Here is a 26,130-nt window from a genome sequence, read left to right on the forward strand (position 1 = left end):
TTTGATACCGAAGTATCGAATTGGATTATCATCAACGAGTGCCCACACAGATTGATAGGTCTATATTGTTAAAGAGCAACTCTTCTTTGTGATTGACATCACTTCGGAAGAGGCGGCCATTCTAGCGAGATAATTTATTGTGTCAAACACTTTCTTCAAATTATTTCGTTTTTCTTTTCAGCCTTATCAACTTCGCTTAAACCCTTGTGAGGCCTTGCCCTGTCGACGAGGAGGCATTATAGAGATCGCGCTCACATTGGCAAGTGTTATTTTTCAAAAATTGCAAAAACAGTGGTTAAACGATGAGTTTTCGATCAAACCTTTATTTATTCAACTTTACCCCAAACTATCACACAACTTATCCACAGAGTTGTTCTTTGAGACGTGTTTTTCAAGTACCATAAATAAAGAAAGCTGCTTTATTGCAGCTATCTTTATTAAACTTAACCTAAACTCTATTTAAAGAGCATTATGGCTATATGCCAGACCCATCTTGTTCAGAGCCATCATCTTCGTGTAGGCCACATTCTCGCTTTAAGCCAAAGAATCGAGTTTCTTCCTCTGACATTCCCGGCTCCCATTTACGAGTAGTATGTGTATCACCAACTGAAAGGTAACCTTCATCCCACAATGGGTGGTATTTAAGGCCGTGTTGTTCTAAGTAGTAATGAACGTCTTTATTAGTCCAATCAATTACTGGTAGAAATTTAAACACACCGTTCTGAATTGATAGAATCGGTAAACCTGCACGAGATTTACTTTGCTCTCGACGCAGTCCAGAGAACCACGTTCCAACATTAAGCTCTTTTAACGCTCGACGCATCGGCTCAACTTTATTGAGCTTGTTGTATTTTTCAATTCCCTCTACGCCTTGCTCCCATAATTTTCCATATCGAGCTTCTTGCCAATTCGCACTTTCCTTGGCTCGATAAACTTTTAAATTTAGGTTGAGAGCATCTGTCAGCTCATCGATAAATCGGTACGTCTCAGCAAACAGGTAACCAGTATCGGTTAGAATGACGGGGATGTCCGCTTTGGCGCGAGTAACTAAATGAAGCATAACCGCGGCTTGAATACCAAAACTAGAAGAAACCGCGAACTCGCCTTCTAGATTATCTAAAGCCCACGCTACTCTCTCTTGTGCTGAAAGCTTTTCGAGCTCGACATTAATTTGAGCAAGACGGAGGATTTGCTCCGTCTTTGTTAATGTCAGTAACTCTGTGAGCTCCAGCTTGGATGCTACAGAATCAAGCATGAAAGTCCCTCTTTGATACGAGCACTTCTTGGATAATGCCAGCACGAATAGTGAAATCGCCAAAGGCTTCGCCTTCTTCACGCTCTTTCGACCATCGGGCCACCAGCAGATCAATCTCTTCTAAGATTTGCTTATCCGTGATGTTCTCTTTATACATTTTTGGTACTCGAGTACCGGCACGGTTACCACCTAGGTGCAAGTTGTAACGACCCGGCGCTTTGCCAACTAGACCAATTTCAGCCAACATTGCGCGACCACAACCATTTGGACACCCAGTTACACGCAAAATGATGTTGTCATTTTCTGGTAGGTTGTGCTTCTCCAGAATCCCCTCAACATCAGTAACAAACTGAGGAAGGAAACGTTCAGCTTCTGCCATCGCTAGCGGACAAGTTGGAAAAGCAACACAAGCCATTGAGTTCTTACGCTGTTCACTTACGCCGTCGTCCATTAAGCCATGTTCACGAGCGATCTTTTCAATCTTCGCTTTTTCGTTTTTAGGTACACCCGCAACAATTAGGTTTTGGTTTGCTGTCATGCGGAAATCGCCTTTGTGGATTTTGGCAATTTCAGCAACACCCGTCTTAAGTGGTTTACCTGGAAAGTCTAATAAGCGACCGTTTTCGATGAAAAGCGCTAAATGATATTTACCATCAATTCCTTCTACCCAGCCAATACGGTCACCACGTTCTGTGAATTCATATGGACGGCTTTGCTCAAACTTAACACCAGCACGTTTCTCGACTTCCGCTTTAAACACATCGCTACCTACACGATCTAACGTGTACTTCGTTTTCGCATTTTTGCGGTTTGAACGGTTACCCCAATCACGCTGAGTTGTTACTACAGCTGCGGCAACATCAAGTGTCTTGTCCAGCGGAATAAAGCCAAAGTCGTCAGCGCGGCGCGGATAAGTTGATGTATCGCCATGCGTCATCGCTAAGCCGCCGCCGACCAGGACGTTAAAACCAACCAGCTTGCCGTTATCTGCAATCGCTACGAAGTTGAGATCGTTAGCGTGTACATCTACGTCATTTTGCGGTGGGATAACCACTGTAGTTTTAAACTTACGTGGTAAGTAGTTCTTGCCTAGAATCGGTTCGTCTTCTTCCGTGCTTTCTACTTTTTCACCGTCTAGCCAAATCTCTGCATAAGCGCGCGTCTTTGGTAATAGATGCTCACTGATCTTCTTCGCCCATTCGTAAGCTTCTTGGTGTAACTCTGACTCCACTGGGTTAGTGGTACACAACACGTTACGGTTTACATCACCCGCGGTTGCAATCGAATCAATGCCAATACTGTTGAGCGTTTGATGCATCAACTTAATATTCGGTTTTAATACCCCATGAAACTGGAACGTTTGGCGAGTCGTCAGACGAATACTTCCATATAAAGAGTGCTCCGTTGCGAACTTGTCGATCGCTAACCATTGCGTTGGCGTGATGATGCCTCCAGGCATACGAGCACGAAGCATCACATTATGTAATGGTTCCAGTTTTTGCTTTGTGCGTTCATTACGGATATCACGATCGTCTTGTTGATACATACCGTGGAAACGAATTAACTGGAAGTTGTCGGCAGTAAAGCCACCAGTAATACGGTCCTGTAAATCTTGCTCAATGGTGCCACGTAATAAGTTGCTTTCTCGCTTCAGGCGCTCGTTATCAGATAGCGGCCCTAACTCTTCACCTAATACAACCTGCTTATTATTGTCCGTAGAAAAAGTCATTAGTAAACATCCCTCTGATAACGTTTCGCTTTACGTAGGTCATTAATAAATTGTTCTGCATCGTCACGCGGCATCTTGCCTTCTTGTTCAGCAACGATAACCAATGCGTCGTGCACATCTTTTGCCATACGCGTTGCATCACCGCAGACATAGATATAAGCGCCTTCTTGGATCCACTGCCACACTTGAGCTGCGTTTTCTAAGATGCGATGTTGTACGTAAACCTTTTCTACTTGGTCACGACTAAAGGCAACATCCAATCGGCTTAGTACTCCTGACTTGAGATACTTTTGCCATTCCACTTGGTATAAGAAGTCTTGAGTGAACGTGCGATCACCAAAGAACAACCAGTTTTTGCCTTCAGCATCACGGTTTTCACGTTCCTGAATAAAGCTTCGGAATGGTGCGATCCCTGTGCCAGGACCAACCATGATAATTGGAGTGCTATCATCTTCCGGCAGTTTAAAGTTGTTGTTATGCTCAACAAATACTTTAACTTCATCTCCCTCTTCGAGACGCTGTGCTAAGAAACTAGACGCTCCACCATATCGTTTTTCGTCGTTTTGTTCGTACTCAACCAAAGCAACCGTTAGGTGTACTTCTTCATCGACCTCTTCTTGGCTTGATGCAATAGAGTAAAGGCGTGGAGTAAGACGACGAAGCAAACCAATCAATTCATCTGCGGTTAACTTGGTTTTCTTTTCTGCCAGTACATCAACGATTTGAGTATTTGCAGAGTACTCGCGAAGCTTATCTTTATCTTCAACTAACTTTTGTAGCTTCTTGCTACCGGATAACTCGGCAAACTTTGTGATGAGCTGCGGGTTAGATGTTGTGATTTCATATTTACTCACGAGAGCACTGTGGATTGACAAGCTTTCACCATCAACGTCAACAGTCTCAACCCCAGACAAACCGACCTTACCAAGAATGGCATTTGCAAGTTCCGAGCTATTTTCAAACCACACACCTAGTGCATCACCTGGCTGATACGTTAAGCCCGAGCCTTCTAAGTCGATTTCTATATGACGAACGTCTTTTCCAGAGTCACGGCCCGTGATTTTTTGACTGGTCAGTAACGTCGCAGTGTACGGATTTTGTTTATTGTAAGGAGAGTGCGCAGTCGCAGCTTGACCCACTGGAAGTTGAACCACATCCGCTTCAGAGCCAGAAGACAGTGTATCTTTTACCTTGTCTAACGCATTCTTACGCCATTCAGTTGCAGGGGCTTCATAATCCACATCGCAATCAAGACGCTCGATAAATGGAGTCGCGCCTAGCTTTGATAGGTAAGTGTCGAAGTCTTTACCGGTCTGACAGAAGAACTCGTAGCTAGAATCTCCCAATGCAATAACACCATATTGCAGGTTTGGCAGCTTAGGAGCCTTCTTCGATTGCAAAAACTCATGTAGCTCAATGGCATTGTCTGGCGCTTCGCCTTCGCCGTTAGTCGATGCCACAATAATGACATGCGTTTCTTTGGCTAAGTTTTTACCTTTGTAATCGCTTGCATCAAAAAGTTCGACTGCAATTCCTTCTGCTTTTGCTTCCTGTTCCAGAGCTTCAGCAACACCTTTAGCATTGCCCGTTTGGGAAGCAAAAATAATACTCAACTTACCTGCTGGCTTCGCTGATACGGCTGCCGTTGCTTGTGCAATTGGCGTTACCGCTGTGTTTGGTTGATTTTGAGCTAATCCCCAAAAATACCCACTGACCCAAGCAAGTTGCTGTGAAGACAACTCAGAGACAGTTTGTTGGAGTGAGCTAATTTGTTGGTCATTCAGAGGGCTTGCGATTGGAGGATTTCCTCCTTGCCCATTATTATCTTCAGACACATTCTTGTGAGAATACTCATTCTTTTGAAAAGACATTATCACGACATCCCTATTCATTGCGTGACGATAGAGTACCCACTCTCCTTAATAACAAGAAAGAATAGAAGTGAATGTTTTATAACTTTTTGGAAGTAAGAACGGCTTACTTTTTGCTCATCGATCTTCAATGCGGACTTGTTGAAAGCCTACTGCCATTGCCGATTTTGACGCAGTATCCAAATCTTCATAAAGACATTCTTCGCCGTGACTGTCCGTTAGAAAAACAAAACCACCGCGCGCATGTCTGAACTCTACAACCCAACCACCCTCTTGGATTGCAGGCTCAATAATCGCTTCGATAAGCTGATTTTCACGGAATAGATGTCTTAGTTCATTTATTGTCATCGCTATCCCTGCTTTAACTTTCACATTGCTCCTAGGTAAGCATGGTCTAAGTCAGCCAAATAGGGAGAAATTTCGATTAGATATAATGAAGTGATATAAAAAAACGCCGCTTATAAAGCGACGTTTTAAGTAAATCGAATATCTAACATGGCTGAATTTAGAACGCGTATTCCGCACTCACAAAGAAGCCGTTAGCAAAAATAAACTCTTTCCCTAGATCCGACATGAATTTATCGGACTCTAAATCAATCACACGGTAACCTCCACGAAAAGCCAGTCGAGCTTTTTCGAGCGGTACATTGTATTGAACACCTGCCATGAAATCGGTGCTTTTGATACCTTTGTTGTCACCAAAGTTTATCTCACCAATCACATCAAAGTTTGTATCCGGAACTTGAATTTCTGCGTAACCATACCAAGCCCAAATCAGCTCATCAAATTCTTCTACACGCCTGCTTGAGCCAGCATCAATGTATTTAGTGTCACTTAAATTACTGAACGTGAGACCCGCATCAAAGTGCAATAAATCATGCTCTAGAACGTGGTAATACAAGGTTAAATCGAGCTTATCGAACCCCATGTAATCCGCATCAACACTTGAGTAACGAAGGCGCGCATTAGGGACATATTTAACATCATGTTCAATCGCCGCGTAAAAAGTGCCTGCGGTACTGCTATCTCGTCTCACTTCATTAACTTTAGTGTCGGCAGCCCATACCTCTGCGCCGACTTTTGTCGATACAGAGTACTCTGCAAAAACAGGAAAAGATACTGCCAACGATAATGCCGTTAAAGCGATATTCGCTTTATTTGTCATGTAGTATTTACTCCGAGATAGCTGATATTCACGTAGAGGACGTGAGAGGAAATATACCATATTCTCACGCCTCTCCATCAACTAAATGATGTTACTCATTATTTATAGCGGGGCTGAGCGACGTAATTCTTGAAGAACCAAATACCCAATGCAATCACGATTAACCATGGTAATAGTTTAAGTACCGCTCCAACCATTCCCAGTAAAAACATCACAACTAACGCAATACCAGTTGCTGCGAATACGGTCATCATTGTGATACCCGTAACCAACAAGGTCGCCGCAAAGACTAAAATAAAGATTAGCTCCAACATAATCACTTCTCCATTTGTTTTCAATAAACAGAGCAGTTTCCATACCAACTTACAGAAACGAAGTTAAGATTATGATTTTTAATAAAAAAACAAAGCCAGAGGCATTTCTGCACTCTGGCTTTATCATTCTTTAGTTGGTAATTTTAGCCATTCACTGGCGAATTTTACACATTCAATTCTTTTGGAATCTTAGCTAGCGCGTCTTGCAATACTTCTAGACCAGAACCTGGTTTGTGCGCATTTTCACTGATATGACGACGCCATTGACGAGCACCGGGCATGCTTTGGAACAAACCTAACATGTGGCGGGTAATATGACCAAGGTACGCACCTTTCGCTAATTGCGCTTCAATGTATGGATACATCTCTTCAACAATTTCGCTGCGTTTCTTCACTGGAGCATTAGAGCCAAACAACTCTTGATCTACCGATGCCAGTAAATATGGGCTTTGGTATGCTTCACGACCAATCATCACACCGTCAAGATGCTGAAGATGTGCTTTTGCTTCTTCTAATGATTTCACGCCACCGTTAATCGCAATCGTTAGGTGTGAGAAGTCTTGCTTCAATTGGTAAGCGCGTGGGTAATCCAATGGTGGGATCTCACGGTTTTCTTTTGGGCTTAGACCACTTAACCATGCTTTACGTGCGTGGATAGTGAACTGCTCACAGCCACCCTTTTCTGAAACAATAGAAACGAAATCCGTTAGGAATTCGTAAGAGTCTTGATCATCAATACCAATGCGAGTCTTGACTGTTACAGGGATATCGACCACGTCTTTCATTGCTGCGACACAATCCGCAACTAACTGCGGTTCAGCCATTAGGCAAGCACCAAATCGACCGTTTTGTACGCGGTCAGATGGACACCCCACATTTAGGTTAATCTCATCGTAGCCACGCTCTTGCGCTAGCTTGGCACACGTAGCCAAATCTGCTGGGTTTGAACCACCAAGTTGAAGGGCTAACGGATGCTCTTCTTCGTTATAAGCCAGGAAATCTCCTTTTCCATGAATGATCGCACCTGTCGTCACCATTTCAGTGTACAACAGGGTTTCTTTGGTCATTAAGCGATGGAAGTAGCGACAATGACGATCAGTCCAATCTAACATTGGTGCTACGGAGAGCCTGCAAGAATGAGTCATGATATAAACACCCGTTTTTATGTTGCCAAGGTCGAGCGCAGCAGTACGCTCAAAAAATAAGTCGGGTATTGTATACCCAAGCACCTCTGGGTGCTAGTTTCAGCGAGAATGATTTGGTTGGCTGACTAGCCAAGTGCTTAGGAATACGCAGAAGTAATACGAATCTGTCATTCGTTGATTCATTCTGTGATGATTATTCCGCCTTCACACCACCACCGACTTGCTTTAATTCATGATTTTCGTTCTGATAGTGGGTAAAATGAAGCATTTCTAAACGAACTTCGTATAGAAATGATTTATCATAGAGCACGTCCGATAGTTATGGTGAAAGGTTTGAACCCAACAATCATTGAACAAATTGAAAGTATCTGCGCAGAGCGTGGAGTACGACTGACTCCGCAACGCCGACGCGTATTTGAACTCATTTGTTCTAATCGCCGCGCCTCAAGTGCGTATGAGCTATTGGAGCAACTAAAAGAGAGTGAGCCTCAGGCTAAGCCGCCCACTGTTTATCGAGCATTAGATTTTCTCCTAGAGCAAGGCTTCATCCACCGAGTGGAATCGACAAATAGCTTTATTACTTGTTGTTCTTTCAATACTCAGCAGCACTTTTTCCAATTACTAATTTGCGATAAATGTGGTGATGTCGTTGAACTCGAAGATGAGACGCTGATATCCTTGTTAGCCGAAAACGCCGAGAAGCATGGATTCAAACTGACCAACCAAGTTATTGAAACTCATGGTGAATGCCAGGCCTGTTCCTCCGAGACGAAAGAAAAAGTATAGAAGAACGTTATGCGCGCTGAATTTGTAAACCCGTTTTTAGCTTCTTTAATGAACGTGCTAAAAACTATGGCTTCTCTTGAGCTGAAGCCACAAAAACCGCGAATCAAAAAAGATGAGATCGCACGAGGTGACGTTTCTGGTCTGATTGGTATGGTAGGCCCACAAACTCGTGGTTCAATGTCGATCACCTTTGATGAAGCACTCGCCCTAGAAATCATGCAGAACATGCTTGGTGAACGTCCAAATGGGCTCAATGAAGAAGTGACCGATATGGTGGGTGAGATCACCAACATGGTTACTGGTGGTGCGAAACGCATTCTGGCGGAAAGTGGTTTTGACTTTGATATGGCAACACCGGTTGTGGTTTCGGGCCGAGGTCATACGATTCGCCACAAGTGTGAAGGCTCAATTATTATCATGCCTTTCTCTTCCCAATGGGGAAATGCCTTTATCGAAATTTGCTTCGAATAAAAGAGAAAAAATAGGTTGGCACTGGCCAACCTATTTTGTTTTTGCCTCAGGCAATAAAAAGGTCAGCATTTGCTGACCTTTTCTTTATCTATTCAAACATTAAGCTTTGAACGCTTTAAATGCGTTGATTAGACCGTTTGTTGAGCTGTCATGCGAGCTGATTTGAGACTCGTCTGCAAGCTCAGGTAGGATTTGGTTAGCCAGTTGTTTACCTAGCTCCACGCCCCACTGGTCAAAGCTGAAGATATTCCAGATAACACCTTGTACGAAAATTTTGTGTTCGTACATTGCGATCAAGTTACCTAGCGTACGAGGCGTGATTTGCTTCACTAGAATAGAGTTTGTTGGACGGTTACCTTCAAACACTTTGAATGGCGCAATCGCTGCCACTTCTTCAGCATTCTTACCTACTTTCACCAACTCTTCTTTCACGGTTTCTTCATTTTTACCAAACGCTAGAGCTTCAGTTTGCGCGAAGAAGTTAGACATCAGTTTTTGGTGATGATCGCTAGCTGGGTTGTGGCTAATTGCAGGTGCAATGAAGTCACATGGGATAAGCTTAGTACCTTGGTGAATTAGCTGGTAGAACGCGTGCTGACCGTTGGTACCTGGTTCACCCCAAATGATTGGGCCAGTTTGGTAAGTTACAGCATTGCCGTCACGGTCAACGTATTTACCGTTTGATTCCATGTTGCCTTGCTGGAAATATGCTGCAAAACGGTGCATGTATTGATCGTAAGGTAGGATAGCTTCTGACTCCGCACCGTGGAAGTTGTTGTACCAAATACCAATCAAAGCAAGAATCACTGGAATATTGCTTTCTAGATCTGTTGATACGAAGTGCTTGTCCATCTCGTGAGCACCATCAAGCAACTCAACAAAGTTGTCGAAACCTACTGCTAGTGCAATTGATAGACCGATCGCAGACCATAGTGAGTAACGGCCACCAACCCAGTCCCAGAATTCAAACATGTTCGCTGTATCGATACCAAATTCAGACACGGCTGTCGCGTTTGTTGAAAGCGCAGCAAAGTGCTTAGCCACATGAGCCTGATCACCCGCCGATTCTAGGAACCAATCACGAGCAGTGTGCGCGTTAGTCATGGTTTCTTGTGTTGTAAACGTCTTAGACGCGATCAAGAATAACGTCGTTTCTGGGTTAACTTTCTTCAACGTTTCAACGATGTGTGTACCATCAACGTTAGATACGAAGTGAAGGTTTAGATGATTTTTGTATGGCGCTAGAGCTTCCGTCACCATGTAAGGGCCAAGGTCAGAACCGCCGATACCGATGTTCACAATATCGGTAATTGCTTTGCCTGTGTAACCTTTCCATTCACCGCCGATAACGCGCTCAGTGAATGATTTCATTTTTTCTAGAACCGCGTTCACTGCTGGCATTACGTCTTCGCCATCTACCATAACTGGAGTATTAGCACGGTTACGTAGTGCAGTGTGAAGAACAGCGCGACCTTCTGTTTGGTTGATCGCTTCACCACTGAACATCGCTTCAATTGCAGATTTCAGCTCGGTCTCTTTCGCAAGAGCAAACAGGTGCTTCAGAGTTTCCTCATTGATGAGGTTCTTTGAGTAATCGACTAGGATGTCTGAGCCGAAACGTGCAGAGTATTTGTCGAAACGCGCTGCGTCTTGAGCAAACAGCTCTTTAAGATCCATATCTTGTGCAGATTCGAAATGCGCCGTTAGCGCTTTCCAAGCTTGTGTTTGCGTTGGATTGATATTTTTCAACATGGTCTTTATCCCGATGTTACAGTAGGTTCCATTCCTTACAGTCTAGCGAAAACTGTGGAATCCCCGATTTAGCAAATAGAATATAAATTAGATGTTTGGGCAAATTGCCACAAAACAAGTCTTTGTAATTTTTTTTCAGGCGCCAATTATGACCGAGAGCTTTTACACTCACATTGAGTTAGGTCACGTTCCCTGCCCTGAAATTGAACAATTCATTTACGATGACAAGAATCATATCATTTACTAATGACAGGCTCTAATTGGAATAGGATAGACGCCAATTTATAAATTTCCAAAGGAACACGTATGTGGGCACAAAAAACACTGCAATTAAAAGCGAGATGCCGCGGTTTTCACCTGATAACTGATGAAATTGAACAACAATTACCACAAATAAACGAACTTTCAGTAGGTTTATTACACTTATTTATTCAGCACACCTCCGCCAGTTTGACCTTAAATGAGAATGCTGATCCAACCGTGCGTATGGACATGGAAGCGCACTTCAATAAGTTTGTGCCAGAGCGTGCTCCTTATTATCAGCACACCTATGAAGGTGACGACGACATGCCGGCACATATTAAAGCATCACTGCTTGGCAGTAGTGTGACGGTACCAATCCAAAATGGTCGATTAGCTTTAGGAACATGGCAAGGTATTTACTTGGGTGAGCATCGAGACTTTGGTGGCGGCCGCCGCGTTATTGCTACGATTAACGGTGAGTAGATAAAACAAAGGCTAACCTTGGGTTAGCCTTTCGTTGTTTATTTGGAGTATTCCATCTCGACGCGAGGCGTTAGCTTAGTCACGAGTTCATACGCAATCGTACCAATGTGACCCGCTACTTCTTCTACTGGGAGCTCTTTCCCCCAAAGAATCGCTTCGTCGCTGACTTTATCCGTTGCGTCTGGTCCCAAATCGACCGTCAGCATATCCATGGAAACTCGACCTGCAATAGGTACTTTACGGCCATTAACCCACACCGGCGTACCGTTTGGAGCACTTCTTGGGTAACCGTCGCCATACCCTACAGCAATGACACCAACTTTTGTATCTCGCTCACTGGTCCAAATACCACCGTAGCCAACACTTTCACCCTTCTTCACTTCACGTACCGCAATAAGGTGGGATTTAAGTGTCATGACAGGCTGATACCCAAGATCTTGCGCCGTTTTGTCATCGAATGGCGACACACCATACATGATAATACCCGGACGAACCCAATCTAAATGGCTTTGAGGCCATGCCAATAACCCCGCAGATGCCGCCAGTGAACGTTCCCCTTGGCAACCAGAAGTCAACGATTTAAACAGCTCAATCTGTTGTGGGGTAATATCGCTATCCAGCTCATCTGCACAGCCAAAGTGGCTCATGTAACGCAACGGTTTCGCTACATTTGGACACTCCTTCAGCCGCGTTACAAACTCGTCATATTGTTCAGGACGAACCCCAAGGCGGTGCATGCCACTGTCAATCTTCAGCCACACGACAACCGGAGTTTCAAGGTCTGCTTGCTCCAAGGCGATAAGCTGCTCTTCACAGTGCACCACAGTTTGGATGTTGTTCGTCACAAGAACAGGTAAGTCACCAGGAGAGTAAAAACCTTCTAGCAATAGAATCGGCTTTACTACTCCACAAGCGCGCAGTTGCAATGCTTCTTCAATACGAGCCACACCAAACGCATCCGCATGGTTAGCATGTTTTGCGACATGACGTAATCCGTGACCATAACCATTGGCCTTGACGACAGCCATCACTTTACTTTGTGGCGCTTGAGCTTTTACGCGCTGTAAGTTGTGCTGCAACGCAGACAAATCAATGCACGCCTTGGCCGCTTTCATATAGCTCATGGGATTACTCATCATCAATATCGAATGCAGGACCCGCGTAGTTGTCGAAACGCGAATGTTGACCTTGGAAAGTGAGGCGAACAGAGCCGATAGGACCATTACGCTGTTTACCAATAATGATTTCGGCCGTACCTTTGTACGGACTATCTGGGTGATAAACCTCATCACGGTAGATGAACATGATCAAGTCGGCATCCTGCTCGATGGAACCGGATTCACGCAAGTCCGAGTTTACTGGTCGTTTATCCGCACGTTGCTCTAGGGAACGGTTTAGCTGCGACAGTGCCACAACAGGCACATTTAGCTCTTTTGCCAGCGCCTTAAGAGAGCGCGAGATCTCAGCAATCTCAAGAGTGCGGTTATCGGTTAACGAAGGCACGCGCATCAACTGAAGGTAGTCGACCATGATCATCGACAGACCGCCATGTTCACGAGCGATACGGCGAGCGCGCGAACGCACTTCGGTCGGAGTTAGACCAGAGCTATCATCGATGTACATATTTTTCTTCTGCATCAGGATACCCATAGTAGAAGAAATACGCGCCCAATCTTCGTCATCTAGCTGACCCGTACGGATCTTGGTTTGGTCAACACGAGACAAAGAGGCCAACATACGCATCATCAACTGTTCAGCTGGCATCTCTAACGAGAAAATAAGTACGGGCTTTTCTTGTTGCATGGCCGCATTTTCACACAAGTTCATCGCAAAGGTCGTTTTACCCATCGATGGACGCGCTGCGACAATCACCAAATCAGAGCCTTGCAAACCTGCGGTTTTCTTATTGAGATCGGTGAAACCGGTATCGACCCCGGTAACACCATCTTGTGGCGTTTTATACAACAACTCGATACGTTCTAACGTCTTTTCGAGGATGTTGTCGACGTTTTGTGGTCCTTCGTTTTCACTAGTTCGAGACTCGGCGATAGCAAAAACTTTACTCTCCGCCATGTCTATTAAATCTTCAGAACTGCGACCTTGAGGGTCATAGCCCGCGTCCGCAATTTCATTCGCGACACCAATAAGGCCACGAACAATCGCACGCTCAGCGACAATATCAGCATACGCATTGATGTTAGCTGCACTTGGCGTATTCTTCGCCAAGTCAGCGAGGTAAGCAAAACCGCCTACATCTTCTAACAACTCGTGACGCTCTAGATATTCCGATAAAGTAATAAGATCGAGAGGTTTACCCGCTTCAAGAATGGTTTTTACACCTTCAAAAATCAGGCGGTGTGGACGACTATAGAAATCACTGCTCACAACACGTTCGGCAACGGTGTCCCAACGTTCATTATCCAGTAAAAGACCACCAATTACTGATTGCTCGGCTTCTAGTGAGTGAGGTGGCACTTTGATTGCGTCGACCTGACTGTCTGAAGGTTTGCGATTTCTGTTTTCCGCCATGACTTTGCTCGATAACTACTATTGACCCACGATTATAACCTTAACCTAGCTGAGATGCTTCCCCGAAGCGACAATTACTTGTTAAGAAATCATCATGTGAACCACCCGGGTAATAGCCTGGTTCTTCCGCCTAGCTCTAATAAAAATTAACCTACCATTGACCCAACCAAATATCTGTATCAGTATCATGCCCCTCCTTTTTGATTACGTTCGAGGTTGATGTGTCCCGATACTGGTTACTTAGCTTTAGCCTACTGTGCGCTAGTGCATCGTATGCTGACGAATCAGTACAGCCAGAGCAAAATATTGATGTACCCGACCCACTAAAAACCGAGGTGGAGTTCGGCTATCAAGCTCACACAGGTAACACGGACTCTCGTTCCCTGAATGCTCGTTTGAGTGCTGAATATACGTCAGGTCGACACCGTTCTAATGGTGAATGGAAGTACTACAACTTGTACAAAGACGGTGAAGAAGACAAACGCTCATCCACCTACTCCCTACAGAGTGACTACAAGTTAGGCCCTAAGACATATTTGTATGGCAGCTTTAAAGGAGTGGATTCTCGCTACAGTGCTTATTTTAAAGACTATACGTTGTCAGGTGGTTTGGGTTACCAGTTCTCCTACACTGAGAACTTCATTTTAGAGGTAGAGGTAGGCCCTGGTTTTCGCTATCAAGAGCCAAACTTAGACGAAATAGATGATGACGATATTGTCTTTCCCGATATCGTTAGAGAAGGCATTTTTCGAGGAAATATCAACACAACTTGGCATGCGTTGGATAATTTAAGTTTCGCAGCTGATATTACGTTGGTAACAGGTAGAAGTAACACACGTACTGATAGTGAACTCAGTGTAACCAATGATATTACTGAAGATATCGCACTGAAACTGGCGCACTCTCGTCAGTATCACGATAAAGTGCCTGAAGGCTTAAGCAAAGCGGACAGCGTATTTTCCGTTAATTTACTTTTCGCTTTTTAACCCTTTTTCTCTCAGTTTTAGAAATAAAAAAAGCACCTCCAAGGAGGTGCTTTTTAGTATTTCGTCTTGATACTGAATTACTCAGCAGCAACAACTTGTAGGTTAACTGTCGCGAAAACTTCAGAGTGAAGTTGAACGCTGATCTCGAACTCACCAGTGTTACGTAGAGCACCTTCAGGAAGGCGAACTTCGCTCTTAGCAACTTCAACGCCTGCAGCTGTGATAGCGTCAGCGATGTCACGAGTACCGATAGAACCGAATAGTTTGCCTTCGTCACCAGCTTTAGAAGCGATAACTACCGCTTCTAGAGCGTTAACTTTCTCTGCGCGAGCTTCTGCAGCAGCTAGTTGCTCAGCAACTTTAGCTTCTAGTTCAGCACGACGAGCTTCAAACATTTCAACGTTAGCTTTAGTTGCCATAACTGCTTTACCTTGTGGGATAAGGAAGTTACGAGCGTAGCCAGATTTAACGTTTGCAGTATCGCCAAGACCACCTAGGTTACCAATTTTATCAAGTAGAATAACTTGCATTGCTTAATCCTCTTTCTTAATAAAATGAACCGATTACTGATGCTTGTCAGTGTACGGTAGTAGAGCTAGGTAGCGTGAACGCTTGATAGCACGTGCTAGTTGACGCTGGTACTTAGCGCTTGTACCAGTGATACGGCTAGGTACGATTTTACCAGCTTCAGTGATGTAGTTTTTAAGAGTTGCTACGTCTTTGTAATCAATCTCTTGTACGCCTTCTGCAGTGAAACGGCAGAATTTACGACGACGGAAGAAACGAGCCATGGGCTATCTCCTGATCTTAAATTTGAGTAATGTTGTCGGCGTGTAACACTAATTTTCCCACGCCATTTCGGCCGGTTTGATAAGTGACAAAACCACTTACCTTAATGTTACTGCCTTGAACTAAATTCTGAGTTAGTGCTTGTGACCCAAGCCCGCTGACGACTACCGGCATACGACAATAAACTTGTCGAGGTAAGTCAGCTTCGATAATAGTAGAGCGATGCTCCAGCCAAAACCGACAGTGTTCAATACCACCAGGGCTTTTACTACGAATGGGCGGTTTGGCAATGGTGCCGCTCAGCTCCATTCGATTGGCCATAAGAAAACTTACTCAGCAGCTTCTGACTTAGCTTCAGGCTTAGCTTCAGAACGCTCTTCACGACGTGGAGCACGCTCTTCTTTTTGCTTAAGCATGATAGATTGCTCAGTGATCGCTGCTTTAGTACGCATGATCATGTTACGTAGAACTGCATCGTTGAAACGGAAAGCAGTTTCTAGCTCATCAATTACAGCTTGGTCAGCTTCAACGTTCATAAGAACGTAGTGAGCTTTGTGAAGCTTGTTGATTGGGTAAGCCAGTTGACGACGGCCCCAGTCTTCTAGACGGTGGATTTTACCGCCAGCTTCAGTGATTGAACCAGTGTAACGCTCGATCATGCCAGCAACTTGCTCGCTTTGATCTGGGTGCACCATGAATACGATTTCGTAATGACGCATTGGTTGCTCCTTACGGATTATTCAGCTTCCACAAATGGCTCAGTCGTCCAGAGGAAGCAAGGAACTAAAGATAATTGACTGAGTTTAAGGAGCACGAATAGTACAGAAAGGGCGTAAAATAGGCAAGTGATTATTTGCTCAGCGCAGTGGATATTTAATTTCTTCTAATACTAGAAAACACAAAGGCTGCCAACAAGCTGGCAGCCTTTAAAATCAGCGTGTTATTGCGCTGGCTTATCGGTGCTTATTTAACTTCAGCCAGTTCAGCGCGCATTTGATCGATCACTTGTTTGTAATCTGGCTCACCGAAAATCGCCGAGCCTGCAACAAACATGTCTGCGCCCGCTTCTGCAATTTCACGAATGTTGTCAACCTTCACACCGCCATCGATTTCTAAGCGGATATCACGACCAGACTCGTCAATCATCTTACGAACGGCACGCAGTTTATCTAGTGTATGAGGAATGAATGATTGACCACCAAAACCAGGGTTTACCGACATCAGTAGAATCATGTCGACTTTATCCATAATAAATTCAAGACTTGCAAGTGGCGTTGCTGGGTTTAGTACCACACCAGCCTGACAGCCGTGCTCTTTAATTAACTGCAGTGTACGGTCTACATGATCAGAAGCTTCTACATGGAACGTAATCATCGACGCACCCGCTTTTGCGAAATCAGGAATAATACGGTCAACGGGTTTCACCATTAGGTGAACATCGATTGGCGCTGTGATGCCATAATCGCGTAGTGCTTTACACACAGGCGCACCAAAAGTCAGGTTTGGTACATAGTGGTTATCCATAACGTCGAAATGCACCACATCCGCACCCGCTGCGAGTACTTTTTCTACATCTTCACCGAGACGAGCAAAATCTGCCGATAAAATGGATGGAGCAATAAGAAAATCTTTCATACCTGACCTCAGTAGTAATGAGCAAACAATCTGCGCGCAATTCTACCGAAGCCAGTGGGGAGATCCACTATTTAGATATAATAGTGTGAGAATTAAGAGCTTGATTTATCCATGTCTGGCGCATGAAAAAGCGCAAGTAGCTCATCAACTTTATTACGACCGTTACCATTACGGCTAATGGTACGCTTTACTTTAACCACATTAAGATCCGCACCGTGATACAACCGACGTGTCAAGGTAGTGTCGTGGTTAGAAATCAACACAGGAATGCCACGTTCAGTCGCTGTTCTTTCAGCAATGTCGGCTAATGCAGCTTGGTCGTCCAACGTGAAACCATTACCTGCGTATGAGGTGAAATTTGCCGTATTTGAAAGCGGCGCATAAGGTGGATCGCAATACACGACGCTCCCTTTGCGCGCACGACGAAATGTTTCAGGATAACCTTCACAAACAAACGTAGCTTTTTTGGCTTTTTCTGCAAAAAACTCCAATTCCGCCTCAGGGAAATACGGCTTTTTGTAAGAGCCAAACGGTACATTGAAGCCACCTTTTTTGTTGTAACGGCATAGGCCATTAAAACCAAAGCGGTTCATGTACAAAAACGCTAAAGAGCGGTACATCACGTCATCGGTTTTATTAAACTCAGCGCGAATGTGTAGGTAGGCTTCTTTGCGGTTGTTCTCAGCGACAAACCAACGCTTCGCTTCAGAGATATACTCTTCAGGGCGTTCTTTCAGCAGGTTGTACAGATTGATCAAATCTGGATTGATATCTGCAAGTAGATAATGGTCATAATCGGTATTCAGAAACACTGAGCCCGCACCAACAAAAGGTTCAACTAGCTTTCGAGCCGGCGGCAAATGACGTTGGATGTCTTCAACCAGTCCGTATTTTCCTCCTGCCCATTTAAGAAAGGCTCGTTGCTTTTTCATCTACTGCTCTATCTATCGACCAAAAATTAAGGCTGCGGAATGTAACATATTTTTCAGGGAAGCTCAGGTTTATTTCACTCGTTCAATTTCACGGTGAACCTGACGGAGTGATTTTGCCCAAGGACTCACCGACTTAACCGAATCTGGCAAGCTTGCGACGGCATCACGAGCCATTTGAATTGTCGGATAATCTTGATATGTGATGATATACCACTCGGTGTCATTACGAACGGTAGGATAAATTCGCACTTGATTATTCAGTTGATGCTCATTGAGAAAGGATTGTACATCTTCCATTGAGGTCATAGCTGCGAGTTGTAAAGTATAAGCTCTTGGCGATAGCGCTTTTAGTTCTTCACGAGCAAATGAAAACTTCACAACAGGTTGGTTTGCCTCACCCTCTTCTGACTGAGCAGGTGCTTGCGTCATATCTTGATTCGGTTTTACGACTTTAATCAAAGGAGAGCTAGTTTCATCGGCGGTTTCTGTCTTCTCAGTACCTACGACATCATCAATCGCTTTTGTGTCTGCTGAATCAGCTTTACCTTCAAGCAATGCATCGACCACATTCGACTCAATCACCACTCTTTGTTGATTGTCATCACTGCCTACGCTCGCTACTTCTTCTGTCACTGCTGGCGGTAATGAATCAGAATCATCAATCGCACCAGAGTTATCAAGACTGCTAGAGCCATCGGTTACAGGTTGCAGTGAAGACTGCGCTGCACTGATTCCTGACTCTTCAAAAGTTGGAATAGCCGTTTGCTCTAAACTGCCAGCAATTTGCTGCGCTTTATCATCAGGGCTTGGTTGACTAAGCATCCACCAATAGCCACCAGCAGCAAGCAACAGTAATACTAATACCACCAACGCAATATTCAGGGGTGAACCGACAATCGAGCGGATAATGATCCTTTTTTCCACTTTCATCTCTCCTAACGCCATGATGTCACCCGGTACTGGGTCGACTTTTTTAAATGCATCTCGAACCCGTTTCTCAGACTCATCATCGACGTAGCGCGCAACAAGTGACTCAAAGAAACGACGAGCTTCCACTTCGGACAACATATCAATATCAAGCTCAACAGGCTTTATCTCTTGTCCATAACTGAGACGTGCTAGCAAACCGTCTAAACGTCCAGACTGTGTAAACAGTAAGACATTGATGGTCCAATTTGGCTTATGGTGCGCCTCTAAGACCAGCATCCAAAGCTCAGAGATAAGTGTCTCACTCAATAAATGCGCATCATCTACAACAATTGCAATGTCACACGGCTCATCACCTAAAAGCCTTTCAAGGCTATCAAGTAAAGGCTCTTGCTGATTAAACAATGCGTCTGAAACCAGTTGACTCAAAATAAGGACGCGATGCTGCACACCGTCTTGATTAGAATGACAAAGTAACAAACATTGATTCTTGTTACTGGCACCCACTTCAAGGTATCGCTGCGCTAACCAAGATTTCCCGTACCCATCATGACCATTAATCGCAATGAGATTGGAACCAAAGTTAGTCAGTAGACCTAATCTATCAAGCAACTCGATTTGAGAATCTAATTCCAGTACGTGAGCAACACTCATCTAATAACCTTAATACACTACAAGAATGACGCCCAAAGGCGCCATTACAAGGTTAAATATCGCGACCGAAGTCTATTGCCTGTTTGAGTACGTCTTGTGTCGTATCAGCAATTACCTCGGCAGTGCCAATGCCTGTAGGCAAAACCAATCGTAATTGACCAGAGAGAACTTTCTTATCTCGCATCATGTGCTTGATGAAGTCATCGAAATTCATACTGTCTGGAGTATGCACAGGCAGTTTTGCACGACGCAAAATCGCAACAATACGCTCAAATTGCTCTTCCGAGATCAGACCGCGTAGATGCGACGTTTTGGCCGCCATAACAGTGCCGGAAGATACCGCTTCACCATGCAGCCAATTGCCATAGCCAAGTTCCGCTTCAATCGCATGACCAAAGGTGTGACCTAAGTTAAGCAAAGCACGGATGCCCGACTCTTTCTCATCCTGAGCCACCACTTCCGCTTTTATTTCACAGCAACGTGCGATCGCATAAGTTAGTGCTTCTTCATCCAACGCATACAAGCGCTCAAGATTGTCTTCTAACCATACAAAAAAATCTGCATCGTAAATAATGCCGTACTTAATGACTTCGGCGATACCCGCAGCGAACTCACGTTCAGGCAACGTCGACAGGCAGTTGGTATCAATGATCACTGCTTTAGGTTGGTAAAACGCGCCTATCATGTTCTTACCCAACGGATGGTTAACCGCGGTTTTTCCACCAACCGAAGAGTCCACTTGGGATAGTAATGTGGTCGGTATTTGAATAAAGTCGACCCCACGCTGGTAACAGGCAGACGCAAAACCCACAAGATCGCCAATAACACCACCACCTAACGCGATGATCACAACATCACGAGCATAACTCCCTTCCAGTAAGAAGTTCATTACTTGATTAAATACATCCAAGTTTTTGTACTGTTCACCGTCAGGCAATTCTAACAAGGATGCACTACAACCGAGCTGCTCGAGTTGCTTTAAAATTTTGTCTGCATACAAAGGTGCCACTGTGACATTACTGATCACAACAACTTTTTGTTTTGCATTTTTGTTTGAGAGAACTTGAGAGAGGTACGCCGGGTCCTCAAATAACCCGGCGCCAATAGAGATTGGGTAGCTACGCTCAGCTAGGTTGACCGTAATCCGTTCCATCGGTTTGCTCCAATTAAAAAAAAGATAAAGACTTATCTCTCTTCTAGCATTTTTACGATCTGGTTGGCTACCACTTTTGCACTTTGATCGTCAGTGCGAACAGTGTAATCCGCTACTTCTTCATATAAAGGATTACGTTCTTCAGCTAATTGCTCCAGTACTTCGCGAGGGTTATCCGTTTGAAGTAAAGGACGCTTCTTGTCGCGGTTTGTACGCGCAAGTTGCTTTTCAATCGTCGTTTCTAAGTAAACAACAACACCACGTGCCGAAAGACGATTGCGGTTTTCTTTGCTCTTAACAGAGCCACCGCCAGTCGCAAGCACGATGCCTTGCTCTTGTGTTAGGTCTTCAAGTACCGCTTCTTCACGCTTGCGGAAGCCTTCTTCACCTTCTACATCAAAAACCCAAGAGATGTCTGCACCAGTGCGTTCTTCGATCACTGTATCGGAGTCAACAAACTCCATATGCAGTTGCTGTGCTAGATGTCTACCAATTGTACTTTTGCCGGCGCCCATTGGGCCAACAAGGAAAATATTACGTTTCTCAGCCATGTTTAGCAGTAATTTACAACATTGATTCAATAAGATCGCCACAAGAAAACACAGCTAAACTGCTGTTCTACAAGGCTTGTGGCACCAGTTCCTCACAGATAATTCGTGATAAGACCCGAAATTATCCAAGCATGGTGCCACTATTGCAACTTTATTTTTGATTTAATCAGTTTTTCCCGAGACAGAACTACTGAATCACCACCTTAGGCGTGACGAAAATTAACAGCTCACTTTTACCAACATTTTCATAACTTCGACGAAAAAGCGCACCTAATAGCGGAAGATCGCCCAACAAAGGCACTTTGTCCACCGAGTTAGTAATGCTGTGCTGAAAAATACCACCAAGAACGACCGTTTCACCGTTATTCACTAACACTTGCGTCCCGATACGTTGAGTATCAATCGCAACAGCTTCACCAGTGCCTGTCTTCACGACTTGTCCAGGTCTATCTTGCGTGACACTTAAATCCAATACTAAGCGGTTATCCGGTGTGATTTGCGGGGTTACCTTCAAACTTAATACCGCCTTTTTGAACGTCACCGTCGTTGCACCACTTGATGATGACTCAAGATAAGGAATCTCTGTACCTTGTTCGATATAGGCAGGTTTCTTATTGGTAGTGATCAAACGTGGGCTCGAGATAATCTCAGCTTTAGACTCTTGTTGCAGAGCAGAAAGCTCAAGATCCAACAAGGTGTCTGAACCTAACTTTGCGACCTGAAAAGCAATGCTGGTGGCATTCGGACTGGTTGCAGCTAAGTTTACATTTAGGAAGTCATCGATCCCTACTCCATCACCGTCACCACCGTCATCACCCCCTTCTCCATTATAGAGACCGATCGTGGCGAGGTTGTTCTCAATAGAACCGCCCACTGTATTACTGCCATTAATAGACGTAAAACCCCAACGAATCCCTAACTCGTCCATGTTACCTTCATTGATGGTCACAATACGCGCCTCAATTTGAACCTGTTTAACTGGAATATCCAAAGACTCAATAATTTCTCGAATCACCTCGATGTTTTCAGGTAACTCTCTAATCAATAACGAGTTAGTTCGCTCATCAATGGTCATACTGCCGCGCTCTGACAGCATGCTGATATTTCCTTCTCCATTGATCATCTCCGCAATGTCTGATGCTTTAGCAAAATTAACTTTGATGATTTCAGATGAAAGCTCTCCCATTTCTTCCGTAAGTTTTTGTTTTTCTAACTGCTGCTTCTCACGCAAGTCCAACTCATCAGTCGGAGCAACTAAAATCACGTTGCCATCAACACGCTTATCTAACCCCTTAACTTGCAAAATAATATCCAGCACTTGCTGCCAAGGGACACCATCAAGACGAAGCGTGAGGTTGCCTTCTACAGAGTCGGAGACAACCAAATTGAATTGGTTGTAATCAGCAATAAGCTGCAAGACGTTTCGCACAGGAATATCTTGGAAGTTAATCGAAATAAGCTTACCTTCTCTTTCTAAAATGCTTTTATCTGGGGCTTTCTCATTGGGTTTGATCTTCGCTACTTTGATTTCCAAAAAAGGCCCCGTTAAACGGTAATCATGCATGTATTCTTCATTGATGTGCGCAACCAAGCGCGTCGTCGAGGTGTCGCGAAACACTTCTACGCTCTCAACCACAGTCGAAAAGTCTTTCACGTCTAGGAGATACAATTGCTCGTCTTTTACTGAAGTGTTAAGCAAATCGATACTTAACCCTTCCTGTACACGCTTGATATCTACAATCGCGGCCGGTGACGCCAATTCGACGACAATCACGGCGTCTTTATCTTTATTAGTTCGAAAGTCGATACTTTTTAGGGCATTGGACGAAACTTCTTCAGCTGCCGCTAAAGGGGCTAAAAATACAAACAACCATAAGGAGAAGAGCCCAGTAAGTATCCTTGGTGTACGTGTTAATCCTTGTCTCATTTTCATTACTCAATATCAAAAATAAATGGGGCTATCTCAAAGCCAACTTAACTTTACGTTTTTGCCAACACCCTAAGCCGTCGGGCAACGTTTCATTAATCAACAAGTAGGAGTGGCTGACATGGGTCACTTTGCCATTATTGCGTCCAAGGTATTGACCCAGCTTAACTTTATAGACGGTGCCATTGGGAGCCTGAACCAGGCCAGAAACCGTGTTATCCATGCCCATGACCCCTTTCAAACGTAATTGGCTTAATGGGAATTTTTCTAATTTTCCAGTTCGCCTTCTTGAGGGCGGTTGCCAACAATCTTTTCTTGCAACTGGCTGAGTCGCGATGGTGGCTTCTTTGGGTAACTCAAAGGGTGCACGCTGTACTTCCGGTGCGTACGTGACTGCAACATATTTGTCTGCGGGCTTAAGCTTCTCGACCTCTCGACGCGCCTGTGTTTCCACTCCTCGAATAAAATCCGTCAATGATTCATCATTCGCCTGGCAGCCCATCAATAGAGAACCCATCAGTACCAGCAACAAAGACTTACTTGTCATTTTTCGTCTCCTCCGGCTTAAACTGATAGGTGTTAGCGCGCACCCGAAAGTGCAGAGTTTCGCTCTCTTGGCTGACACGTTGCCAAGTCACATCTTTAAACGTGATGATTCGAGGTAGCGTCGCTATCGCCTGAGAAAAATGGCCGATGTCATGAAAGTCGCCCGTTAACTCAATGTTTAAAGGGAGACGATAAAGGAAGTGCTCTGATTGTTTTTCGCCCCAGTCGATTCGGGTGAAAGTCAGCTTATTGTCGATGCCAAGCTCATTCACTGAAGCGAGCATTGTAGCCAGCTCTTTTTGCGCAGGCAGTTGTTGCAGTAATAACTCGTAACGAGTGGTAAGTTCATCCAATTGAGATTGAAGCTGAGGCAACGCTGCCACTTTGTTCGCTTTGATCTTCAATGCCACCTTGAGTGTCTGCTCCTGCTGGATCAAGTGATTCAACTGTTCTTCTTTCGGTTTAAGGTAAAACCAATAACCTAAGCCTTGAATCACCATGATCAGAAGCGCGATTACCACAATTTGGGGCAACAATGGCCACTCGGCCATTTCATCTATTTCGAGATCCTGCCAATCAACCACGTTGAGCCTCCAATTTCTTCTCCGTTACTTTGAACATGAAAGACACTTTGAATGTTTGAAACTCTTTCCCAAAACGGGCTTTGCCGTGAACGATGGAATGCATTTCTACGTCGTTCAACTTGGCCGAGCGCTCCATGTTGTCCAGCATCGTGGCAAGTTTTGGAGTGCTATCTGAGATCCCAGAGATCTCAATTTCCAGATCATTCATTTTGATCTTGTCAACATATACACCTTCAGGGATAACGGCAGGCATTAAGTTCATGAACTCGGTCGTTTTGTTTCGTCCGTTTTGTAAACCTTCAACGACCTTTAGACGTTCGAGGATTTTGCTGTGCTCTTGCTCTGCAATTTTCATTGCTTCAATACGCTGGTCGAGTTCGGCAATGTAGTGAGTGAGGTAATCGAGCCGCTCCTGTTGTTGATCTTGTTGGTACTCAAAAAACTTTCCAATACCCCACTGGATGCCAACAGCGACCAACATGCCTAATGCGACCAAACTGATGAAACGACGTCGGTGCTCTTCTCTTTGATTCTCTCGCCAAGGAAGTAAATTAATGCGATAAAGCACGGGCGCCTCCTAGCCAATGAATGCCACGAACGGCCAGTCCGGCTGCTGTTGAGAAATGCTGCCAATCCACAGCACGACGCTTACGCTTAGACACCTTCATCTCAAATAGCCCTAGCGGATTTAGCAATTCACACTCTAACGACAATTGTTGAGACAACTCCTCTGCGAGCATGGGAGTGGAGGCCCCTTCCCCTGATAACCAGATACCCTTGATGTTTTGTGAGCCATTGATTGAGGTATAGAGCTGCATCTGGCGCTTTACTCGCTCTACGATTTGACGGTTAAACAGCTCTGTTTTCTCCTGAGCATCATCGGACAGAAAATCGACTGGAGAAGCGCTGTTTGCTCCGCGTGTGCCGTAAGCAAACTCTTTGTGAAACAGTTCACCTTGTTCGGTAAACATGGTGAAGGAGCTCGATAAGGTGCCAATATCGAGTAAGCAGTATTTGTTTTTGTCAGGAAAGCGATCGGCGGTGAGCTTCCAGATATGACCAAGGCTTTGCGAATGCACGTCCACTAAAACAGGTTTTAGTCCGGACTTTTGTAATGCATCGACTCGGCCTTCTACCACATCTTTTCTTGTCGCAAACACTTGATAGCTATCACTGCCACTCTGCCCGCCCTCAGCGCGAAGACGAACGAAGTCTAAACTCAGCTCTTCGACAGGGAATGGCGATTGATGAGAAAAGGCTTGTATCACTGCAAACTCAACTTCACTCTCTTCAAGATTTTGTTCTATTTGCAGTTTCTTGCTAATTACCGAGTTATCAGGAACTGAGATCGCAACTTTTTTAGCACCAAAAGGCAGTTCTTTTTTTATCTGCTTGAGGGTCTTTACAATTTCTTGATGATTTATGGTGTTATTTTCAGCGACAATACCTTCCTTTAGTAATATTTCTTTGTAACCCAACAGAGCGTAATTGTTGCCTGTGGGTTTAAGTACTACGGCTTTGAGGCTGTTATGGCCTATATCGATGCCGGTAACGATTAGCTTATCCATCTCTTACTCTCGCTCCGAAATTTCTTCGTGCAAAGGTTGTTATTAGCATCCAAATAAGAGTTAATATCTCTTATGTGCTAAATTTTTGACCTAAGAGTACAAGGGTTTGCCGTTACACAGCCTCAACCAATCAGG

28 protein-coding genes are annotated in these 26,130 nt (G+C 44.5%); 4 read left to right on the top strand and 24 right to left on the bottom strand.

Going from position 1 to position 26,130, the window contains the following annotated elements; all coding sequences use genetic code 11:
- Window positions 1-475: 475 nt before the first annotated feature.
- The 7 genes from MTF70_RS22790 to dusA all read right to left on the bottom strand — a co-directional run bounded on the left by MTF70_RS22790 (window position 476) and on the right by dusA (window position 7,479).
- Window positions 476-1,255, bottom strand: coding sequence for a phosphoadenylyl-sulfate reductase (locus MTF70_RS22790; protein ID WP_005382748.1), 780 nt, complete (start codon window positions 1,253-1,255; stop codon window positions 476-478).
- Window positions 1,248-2,984 carry an assimilatory sulfite reductase (NADPH) hemoprotein subunit gene (gene cysI / locus MTF70_RS22795; protein ID WP_005382750.1) on the bottom strand — a complete coding sequence of 579 codons (1,737 nt, stop codon included), beginning with the start codon at window positions 2,982-2,984 and terminating at the stop codon, window positions 1,248-1,250. Before cysI ends, MTF70_RS22790 begins: the two co-directional genes overlap by 8 nt.
- Window positions 2,984-4,855, bottom strand: coding sequence for an assimilatory sulfite reductase (NADPH) flavoprotein subunit (locus MTF70_RS22800; protein ID WP_005381262.1), 1,872 nt, complete (start codon window positions 4,853-4,855; stop codon window positions 2,984-2,986). The genes cysI and MTF70_RS22800 overlap by 1 nt, the downstream gene beginning before the upstream one ends.
- 117 nt (window positions 4,856-4,972) lie before the next feature.
- Entirely contained in the window at window positions 4,973-5,203 is a 231-nt protein-coding gene (locus MTF70_RS22805) for a hypothetical protein (protein WP_005381264.1), read from the bottom strand.
- 157 nt (window positions 5,204-5,360) lie between these two features.
- The gene (locus tag MTF70_RS22810) at window positions 5,361-6,020 is read right to left on the bottom strand and encodes a TIGR04219 family outer membrane beta-barrel protein (protein WP_005381265.1); all 660 of its coding nucleotides are present in this window, start codon (window positions 6,018-6,020) and stop codon (window positions 5,361-5,363) included.
- Between the two features lie 98 nt (window positions 6,021-6,118).
- Entirely contained in the window at window positions 6,119-6,334 is a 216-nt protein-coding gene (gene pspG / locus MTF70_RS22815; protein WP_005381266.1) for an envelope stress response protein PspG, read from the bottom strand.
- A gap of 164 nt (window positions 6,335-6,498) precedes the next feature.
- On the bottom strand, window positions 6,499-7,479 hold the full coding sequence (gene dusA, locus MTF70_RS22820) for a tRNA dihydrouridine(20/20a) synthase DusA (RefSeq protein WP_017821727.1): 981 nt from the start codon (window positions 7,477-7,479) through the stop codon (window positions 6,499-6,501).
- Window positions 7,480-7,800: 321 nt separating this feature from the next.
- On the opposite strand from dusA, the gene zur reads away from it, so the two are divergent.
- Window positions 7,801-8,265: a zinc uptake transcriptional repressor Zur gene (gene zur / locus MTF70_RS22825; protein WP_005381268.1), complete on the top strand. Its 465-nt coding sequence runs from the start codon at window positions 7,801-7,803 to the stop codon at window positions 8,263-8,265.
- Window positions 8,266-8,274: 9 nt separating this feature from the next.
- Window positions 8,275-8,736 (top strand): chemotaxis protein CheX, encoded by a 462-nt coding sequence (locus tag MTF70_RS22830; protein ID WP_005381269.1) that lies wholly within the window; start codon window positions 8,275-8,277, stop codon window positions 8,734-8,736.
- A gap of 99 nt (window positions 8,737-8,835) precedes the next feature.
- On the opposite strand, the gene pgi is transcribed toward MTF70_RS22830, so the two are convergent.
- Window positions 8,836-10,488 (bottom strand): glucose-6-phosphate isomerase, encoded by a 1,653-nt coding sequence (pgi, locus tag MTF70_RS22835; RefSeq protein WP_005381270.1) that lies wholly within the window; start codon window positions 10,486-10,488, stop codon window positions 8,836-8,838.
- 306 nt (window positions 10,489-10,794) lie between these two features.
- Here pgi and MTF70_RS22840 point away from each other — a divergent pair, with 306 nt between their 5' ends.
- Window positions 10,795-11,214 carry a secondary thiamine-phosphate synthase enzyme YjbQ gene (locus MTF70_RS22840; protein WP_042523680.1) on the top strand — a complete coding sequence of 140 codons (420 nt, stop codon included), beginning with the start codon at window positions 10,795-10,797 and terminating at the stop codon, window positions 11,212-11,214.
- A gap of 38 nt (window positions 11,215-11,252) precedes the next feature.
- Here MTF70_RS22840 and alr read toward each other — a convergent pair whose 3' ends face one another.
- Both alr and MTF70_RS22850 read right to left on the bottom strand, forming a co-directional pair.
- Window positions 11,253-12,329, bottom strand: a complete 1,077-nt coding sequence (gene alr, locus MTF70_RS22845; RefSeq protein ID WP_031777284.1) for an alanine racemase — start codon at window positions 12,327-12,329, stop codon at window positions 11,253-11,255.
- A 13-nt stretch (window positions 12,330-12,342) separates the two neighbouring features.
- Window positions 12,343-13,743 carry a replicative DNA helicase gene (locus MTF70_RS22850; protein WP_005382759.1) on the bottom strand — a complete coding sequence of 467 codons (1,401 nt, stop codon included), beginning with the start codon at window positions 13,741-13,743 and terminating at the stop codon, window positions 12,343-12,345.
- 221 nt (window positions 13,744-13,964) lie between these two features.
- Between MTF70_RS22850 and MTF70_RS22855 the strand changes: the two genes are divergently transcribed.
- On the top strand, window positions 13,965-14,729 hold the full coding sequence (locus MTF70_RS22855; protein ID WP_005381276.1) for a DUF481 domain-containing protein: 765 nt from the start codon (window positions 13,965-13,967) through the stop codon (window positions 14,727-14,729).
- A gap of 77 nt (window positions 14,730-14,806) precedes the next feature.
- Here MTF70_RS22855 and rplI read toward each other — a convergent pair whose 3' ends face one another.
- From rplI to pilM, 14 genes are all read right to left on the bottom strand, one after another.
- Complete coding sequence (rplI, locus tag MTF70_RS22860) at window positions 14,807-15,259, bottom strand: 50S ribosomal protein L9 (protein ID WP_005382760.1); 453 nt, start codon at window positions 15,257-15,259, stop codon at window positions 14,807-14,809.
- 33 nt (window positions 15,260-15,292) lie between these two features.
- The gene (gene rpsR, locus MTF70_RS22865) at window positions 15,293-15,520 is read right to left on the bottom strand and encodes a 30S ribosomal protein S18 (protein ID WP_000090472.1); all 228 of its coding nucleotides are present in this window, start codon (window positions 15,518-15,520) and stop codon (window positions 15,293-15,295) included.
- Between the two features lie 16 nt (window positions 15,521-15,536).
- A complete protein-coding gene (priB, locus tag MTF70_RS22870) occupies window positions 15,537-15,839 on the bottom strand; it encodes a primosomal replication protein N (protein ID WP_005381298.1) in 303 nt (100 codons plus the stop codon).
- An 8-nt stretch (window positions 15,840-15,847) separates the two neighbouring features.
- Window positions 15,848-16,237: a 30S ribosomal protein S6 gene (gene rpsF, locus MTF70_RS22875; RefSeq protein ID WP_005381299.1), complete on the bottom strand. Its 390-nt coding sequence runs from the start codon at window positions 16,235-16,237 to the stop codon at window positions 15,848-15,850.
- 244 nt (window positions 16,238-16,481) lie between these two features.
- Window positions 16,482-17,153 (bottom strand): ribulose-phosphate 3-epimerase, encoded by a 672-nt coding sequence (rpe, locus tag MTF70_RS22880; RefSeq protein WP_005381300.1) that lies wholly within the window; start codon window positions 17,151-17,153, stop codon window positions 16,482-16,484.
- 92 nt (window positions 17,154-17,245) lie between these two features.
- Window positions 17,246-18,085, bottom strand: coding sequence for a Dam family site-specific DNA-(adenine-N6)-methyltransferase (locus MTF70_RS22885; RefSeq protein ID WP_005382762.1), 840 nt, complete (start codon window positions 18,083-18,085; stop codon window positions 17,246-17,248).
- 69 nt (window positions 18,086-18,154) lie between these two features.
- On the bottom strand, window positions 18,155-19,666 hold the full coding sequence (locus MTF70_RS22890) for an AAA family ATPase (protein ID WP_205461597.1): 1,512 nt from the start codon (window positions 19,664-19,666) through the stop codon (window positions 18,155-18,157).
- Window positions 19,667-19,718: 52 nt separating this feature from the next.
- On the bottom strand, window positions 19,719-20,819 hold the full coding sequence (gene aroB / locus MTF70_RS22895) for a 3-dehydroquinate synthase (RefSeq protein ID WP_005381318.1): 1,101 nt from the start codon (window positions 20,817-20,819) through the stop codon (window positions 19,719-19,721).
- Window positions 20,820-20,851: 32 nt separating this feature from the next.
- Window positions 20,852-21,370, bottom strand: a complete 519-nt coding sequence (gene aroK, locus MTF70_RS22900) for a shikimate kinase AroK (RefSeq protein ID WP_005381319.1) — start codon at window positions 21,368-21,370, stop codon at window positions 20,852-20,854.
- 187 nt (window positions 21,371-21,557) lie between these two features.
- On the bottom strand, window positions 21,558-23,303 hold the full coding sequence (locus MTF70_RS22905) for a type IV pilus secretin PilQ family protein (RefSeq protein ID WP_042523674.1): 1,746 nt from the start codon (window positions 23,301-23,303) through the stop codon (window positions 21,558-21,560).
- A 25-nt stretch (window positions 23,304-23,328) separates the two neighbouring features.
- Window positions 23,329-23,844, bottom strand: coding sequence for a pilus assembly protein PilP (locus MTF70_RS22910; RefSeq protein WP_205461596.1), 516 nt, complete (start codon window positions 23,842-23,844; stop codon window positions 23,329-23,331).
- Window positions 23,834-24,427 carry a type 4a pilus biogenesis protein PilO gene (gene pilO / locus MTF70_RS22915; protein WP_053350733.1) on the bottom strand — a complete coding sequence of 198 codons (594 nt, stop codon included), beginning with the start codon at window positions 24,425-24,427 and terminating at the stop codon, window positions 23,834-23,836. The genes MTF70_RS22910 and pilO overlap by 11 nt, the downstream gene beginning before the upstream one ends.
- Entirely contained in the window at window positions 24,420-24,995 is a 576-nt protein-coding gene (locus MTF70_RS22920) for a PilN domain-containing protein (protein ID WP_005381323.1), read from the bottom strand. Before MTF70_RS22920 ends, pilO begins: the two co-directional genes overlap by 8 nt.
- Entirely contained in the window at window positions 24,979-25,995 is a 1,017-nt protein-coding gene (gene pilM / locus MTF70_RS22925; protein ID WP_005381324.1) for a type IV pilus assembly protein PilM, read from the bottom strand. The genes MTF70_RS22920 and pilM overlap by 17 nt, the downstream gene beginning before the upstream one ends.
- Window positions 25,996-26,130: the final 135 nt, after the last annotated feature.

Source organism: Vibrio sp. 2CM40D, from assembly GCF_023161825.1.
In the GTDB taxonomy this organism is placed as follows: Bacteria; Pseudomonadota; Gammaproteobacteria; order Enterobacterales; family Vibrionaceae; genus Vibrio; species Vibrio alginolyticus.

Excerpts from the sequence above, each read along its gene's own strand:
- MTF70_RS22790 (WP_005382748.1), bottom strand. The coding sequence starts at position 1,255 with ATGCTTGATTCTGTAGCATCCAAGCTGGAGCTCACAGAGTTACTGACA.
- cysI (WP_005382750.1), bottom strand. The coding sequence starts at position 2,984 with ATGACTTTTTCTACGGACAATAATAAGCAGGTTGTATTAGGTGAAGAG.
- MTF70_RS22800 (WP_005381262.1), bottom strand. The coding sequence starts at position 4,855 with ATGTCTTTTCAAAAGAATGAGTATTCTCACAAGAATGTGTCTGAAGAT.
- MTF70_RS22805 (WP_005381264.1), bottom strand. The coding sequence starts at position 5,203 with ATGACAATAAATGAACTAAGACATCTATTCCGTGAAAATCAGCTTATC.
- MTF70_RS22810 (WP_005381265.1), bottom strand. The coding sequence starts at position 6,020 with ATGACAAATAAAGCGAATATCGCTTTAACGGCATTATCGTTGGCAGTA.
- pspG (WP_005381266.1), bottom strand. The coding sequence starts at position 6,334 with ATGTTGGAGCTAATCTTTATTTTAGTCTTTGCGGCGACCTTGTTGGTT.
- dusA (WP_017821727.1), bottom strand. The coding sequence starts at position 7,479 with ATGACTCATTCTTGCAGGCTCTCCGTAGCACCAATGTTAGATTGGACT.
- zur (WP_005381268.1), top strand. The coding sequence starts at position 7,801 with ATGGTGAAAGGTTTGAACCCAACAATCATTGAACAAATTGAAAGTATC.
- MTF70_RS22830 (WP_005381269.1), top strand. The coding sequence starts at position 8,275 with ATGCGCGCTGAATTTGTAAACCCGTTTTTAGCTTCTTTAATGAACGTG.
- pgi (WP_005381270.1), bottom strand. The coding sequence starts at position 10,488 with ATGTTGAAAAATATCAATCCAACGCAAACACAAGCTTGGAAAGCGCTA.
- MTF70_RS22840 (WP_042523680.1), top strand. The coding sequence starts at position 10,795 with ATGTGGGCACAAAAAACACTGCAATTAAAAGCGAGATGCCGCGGTTTT.
- alr (WP_031777284.1), bottom strand. The coding sequence starts at position 12,329 with ATGAAAGCGGCCAAGGCGTGCATTGATTTGTCTGCGTTGCAGCACAAC.
- MTF70_RS22850 (WP_005382759.1), bottom strand. The coding sequence starts at position 13,743 with ATGGCGGAAAACAGAAATCGCAAACCTTCAGACAGTCAGGTCGACGCA.
- rplI (WP_005382760.1), bottom strand. The coding sequence starts at position 15,259 with ATGCAAGTTATTCTACTTGATAAAATTGGTAACCTAGGTGGTCTTGGC.
- rpsR (WP_000090472.1), bottom strand. The coding sequence starts at position 15,520 with ATGGCTCGTTTCTTCCGTCGTCGTAAATTCTGCCGTTTCACTGCAGAA.
- priB (WP_005381298.1), bottom strand. The coding sequence starts at position 15,839 with ATGGCCAATCGAATGGAGCTGAGCGGCACCATTGCCAAACCGCCCATT.
- rpsF (WP_005381299.1), bottom strand. The coding sequence starts at position 16,237 with ATGCGTCATTACGAAATCGTATTCATGGTGCACCCAGATCAAAGCGAG.
- rpe (WP_005381300.1), bottom strand. The coding sequence starts at position 17,153 with ATGAAAGATTTTCTTATTGCTCCATCCATTTTATCGGCAGATTTTGCT.
- MTF70_RS22885 (WP_005382762.1), bottom strand. The coding sequence starts at position 18,085 with ATGAAAAAGCAACGAGCCTTTCTTAAATGGGCAGGAGGAAAATACGGA.
- MTF70_RS22890 (WP_205461597.1), bottom strand. The coding sequence starts at position 19,666 with ATGAGTGTTGCTCACGTACTGGAATTAGATTCTCAAATCGAGTTGCTT.
- aroB (WP_005381318.1), bottom strand. The coding sequence starts at position 20,819 with ATGGAACGGATTACGGTCAACCTAGCTGAGCGTAGCTACCCAATCTCT.
- aroK (WP_005381319.1), bottom strand. The coding sequence starts at position 21,370 with ATGGCTGAGAAACGTAATATTTTCCTTGTTGGCCCAATGGGCGCCGGC.
- MTF70_RS22905 (WP_042523674.1), bottom strand. The coding sequence starts at position 23,303 with ATGAAAATGAGACAAGGATTAACACGTACACCAAGGATACTTACTGGG.
- MTF70_RS22910 (WP_205461596.1), bottom strand. The coding sequence starts at position 23,844 with ATGACAAGTAAGTCTTTGTTGCTGGTACTGATGGGTTCTCTATTGATG.
- pilM (WP_005381324.1), bottom strand. The coding sequence starts at position 25,995 with ATGGATAAGCTAATCGTTACCGGCATCGATATAGGCCATAACAGCCTC.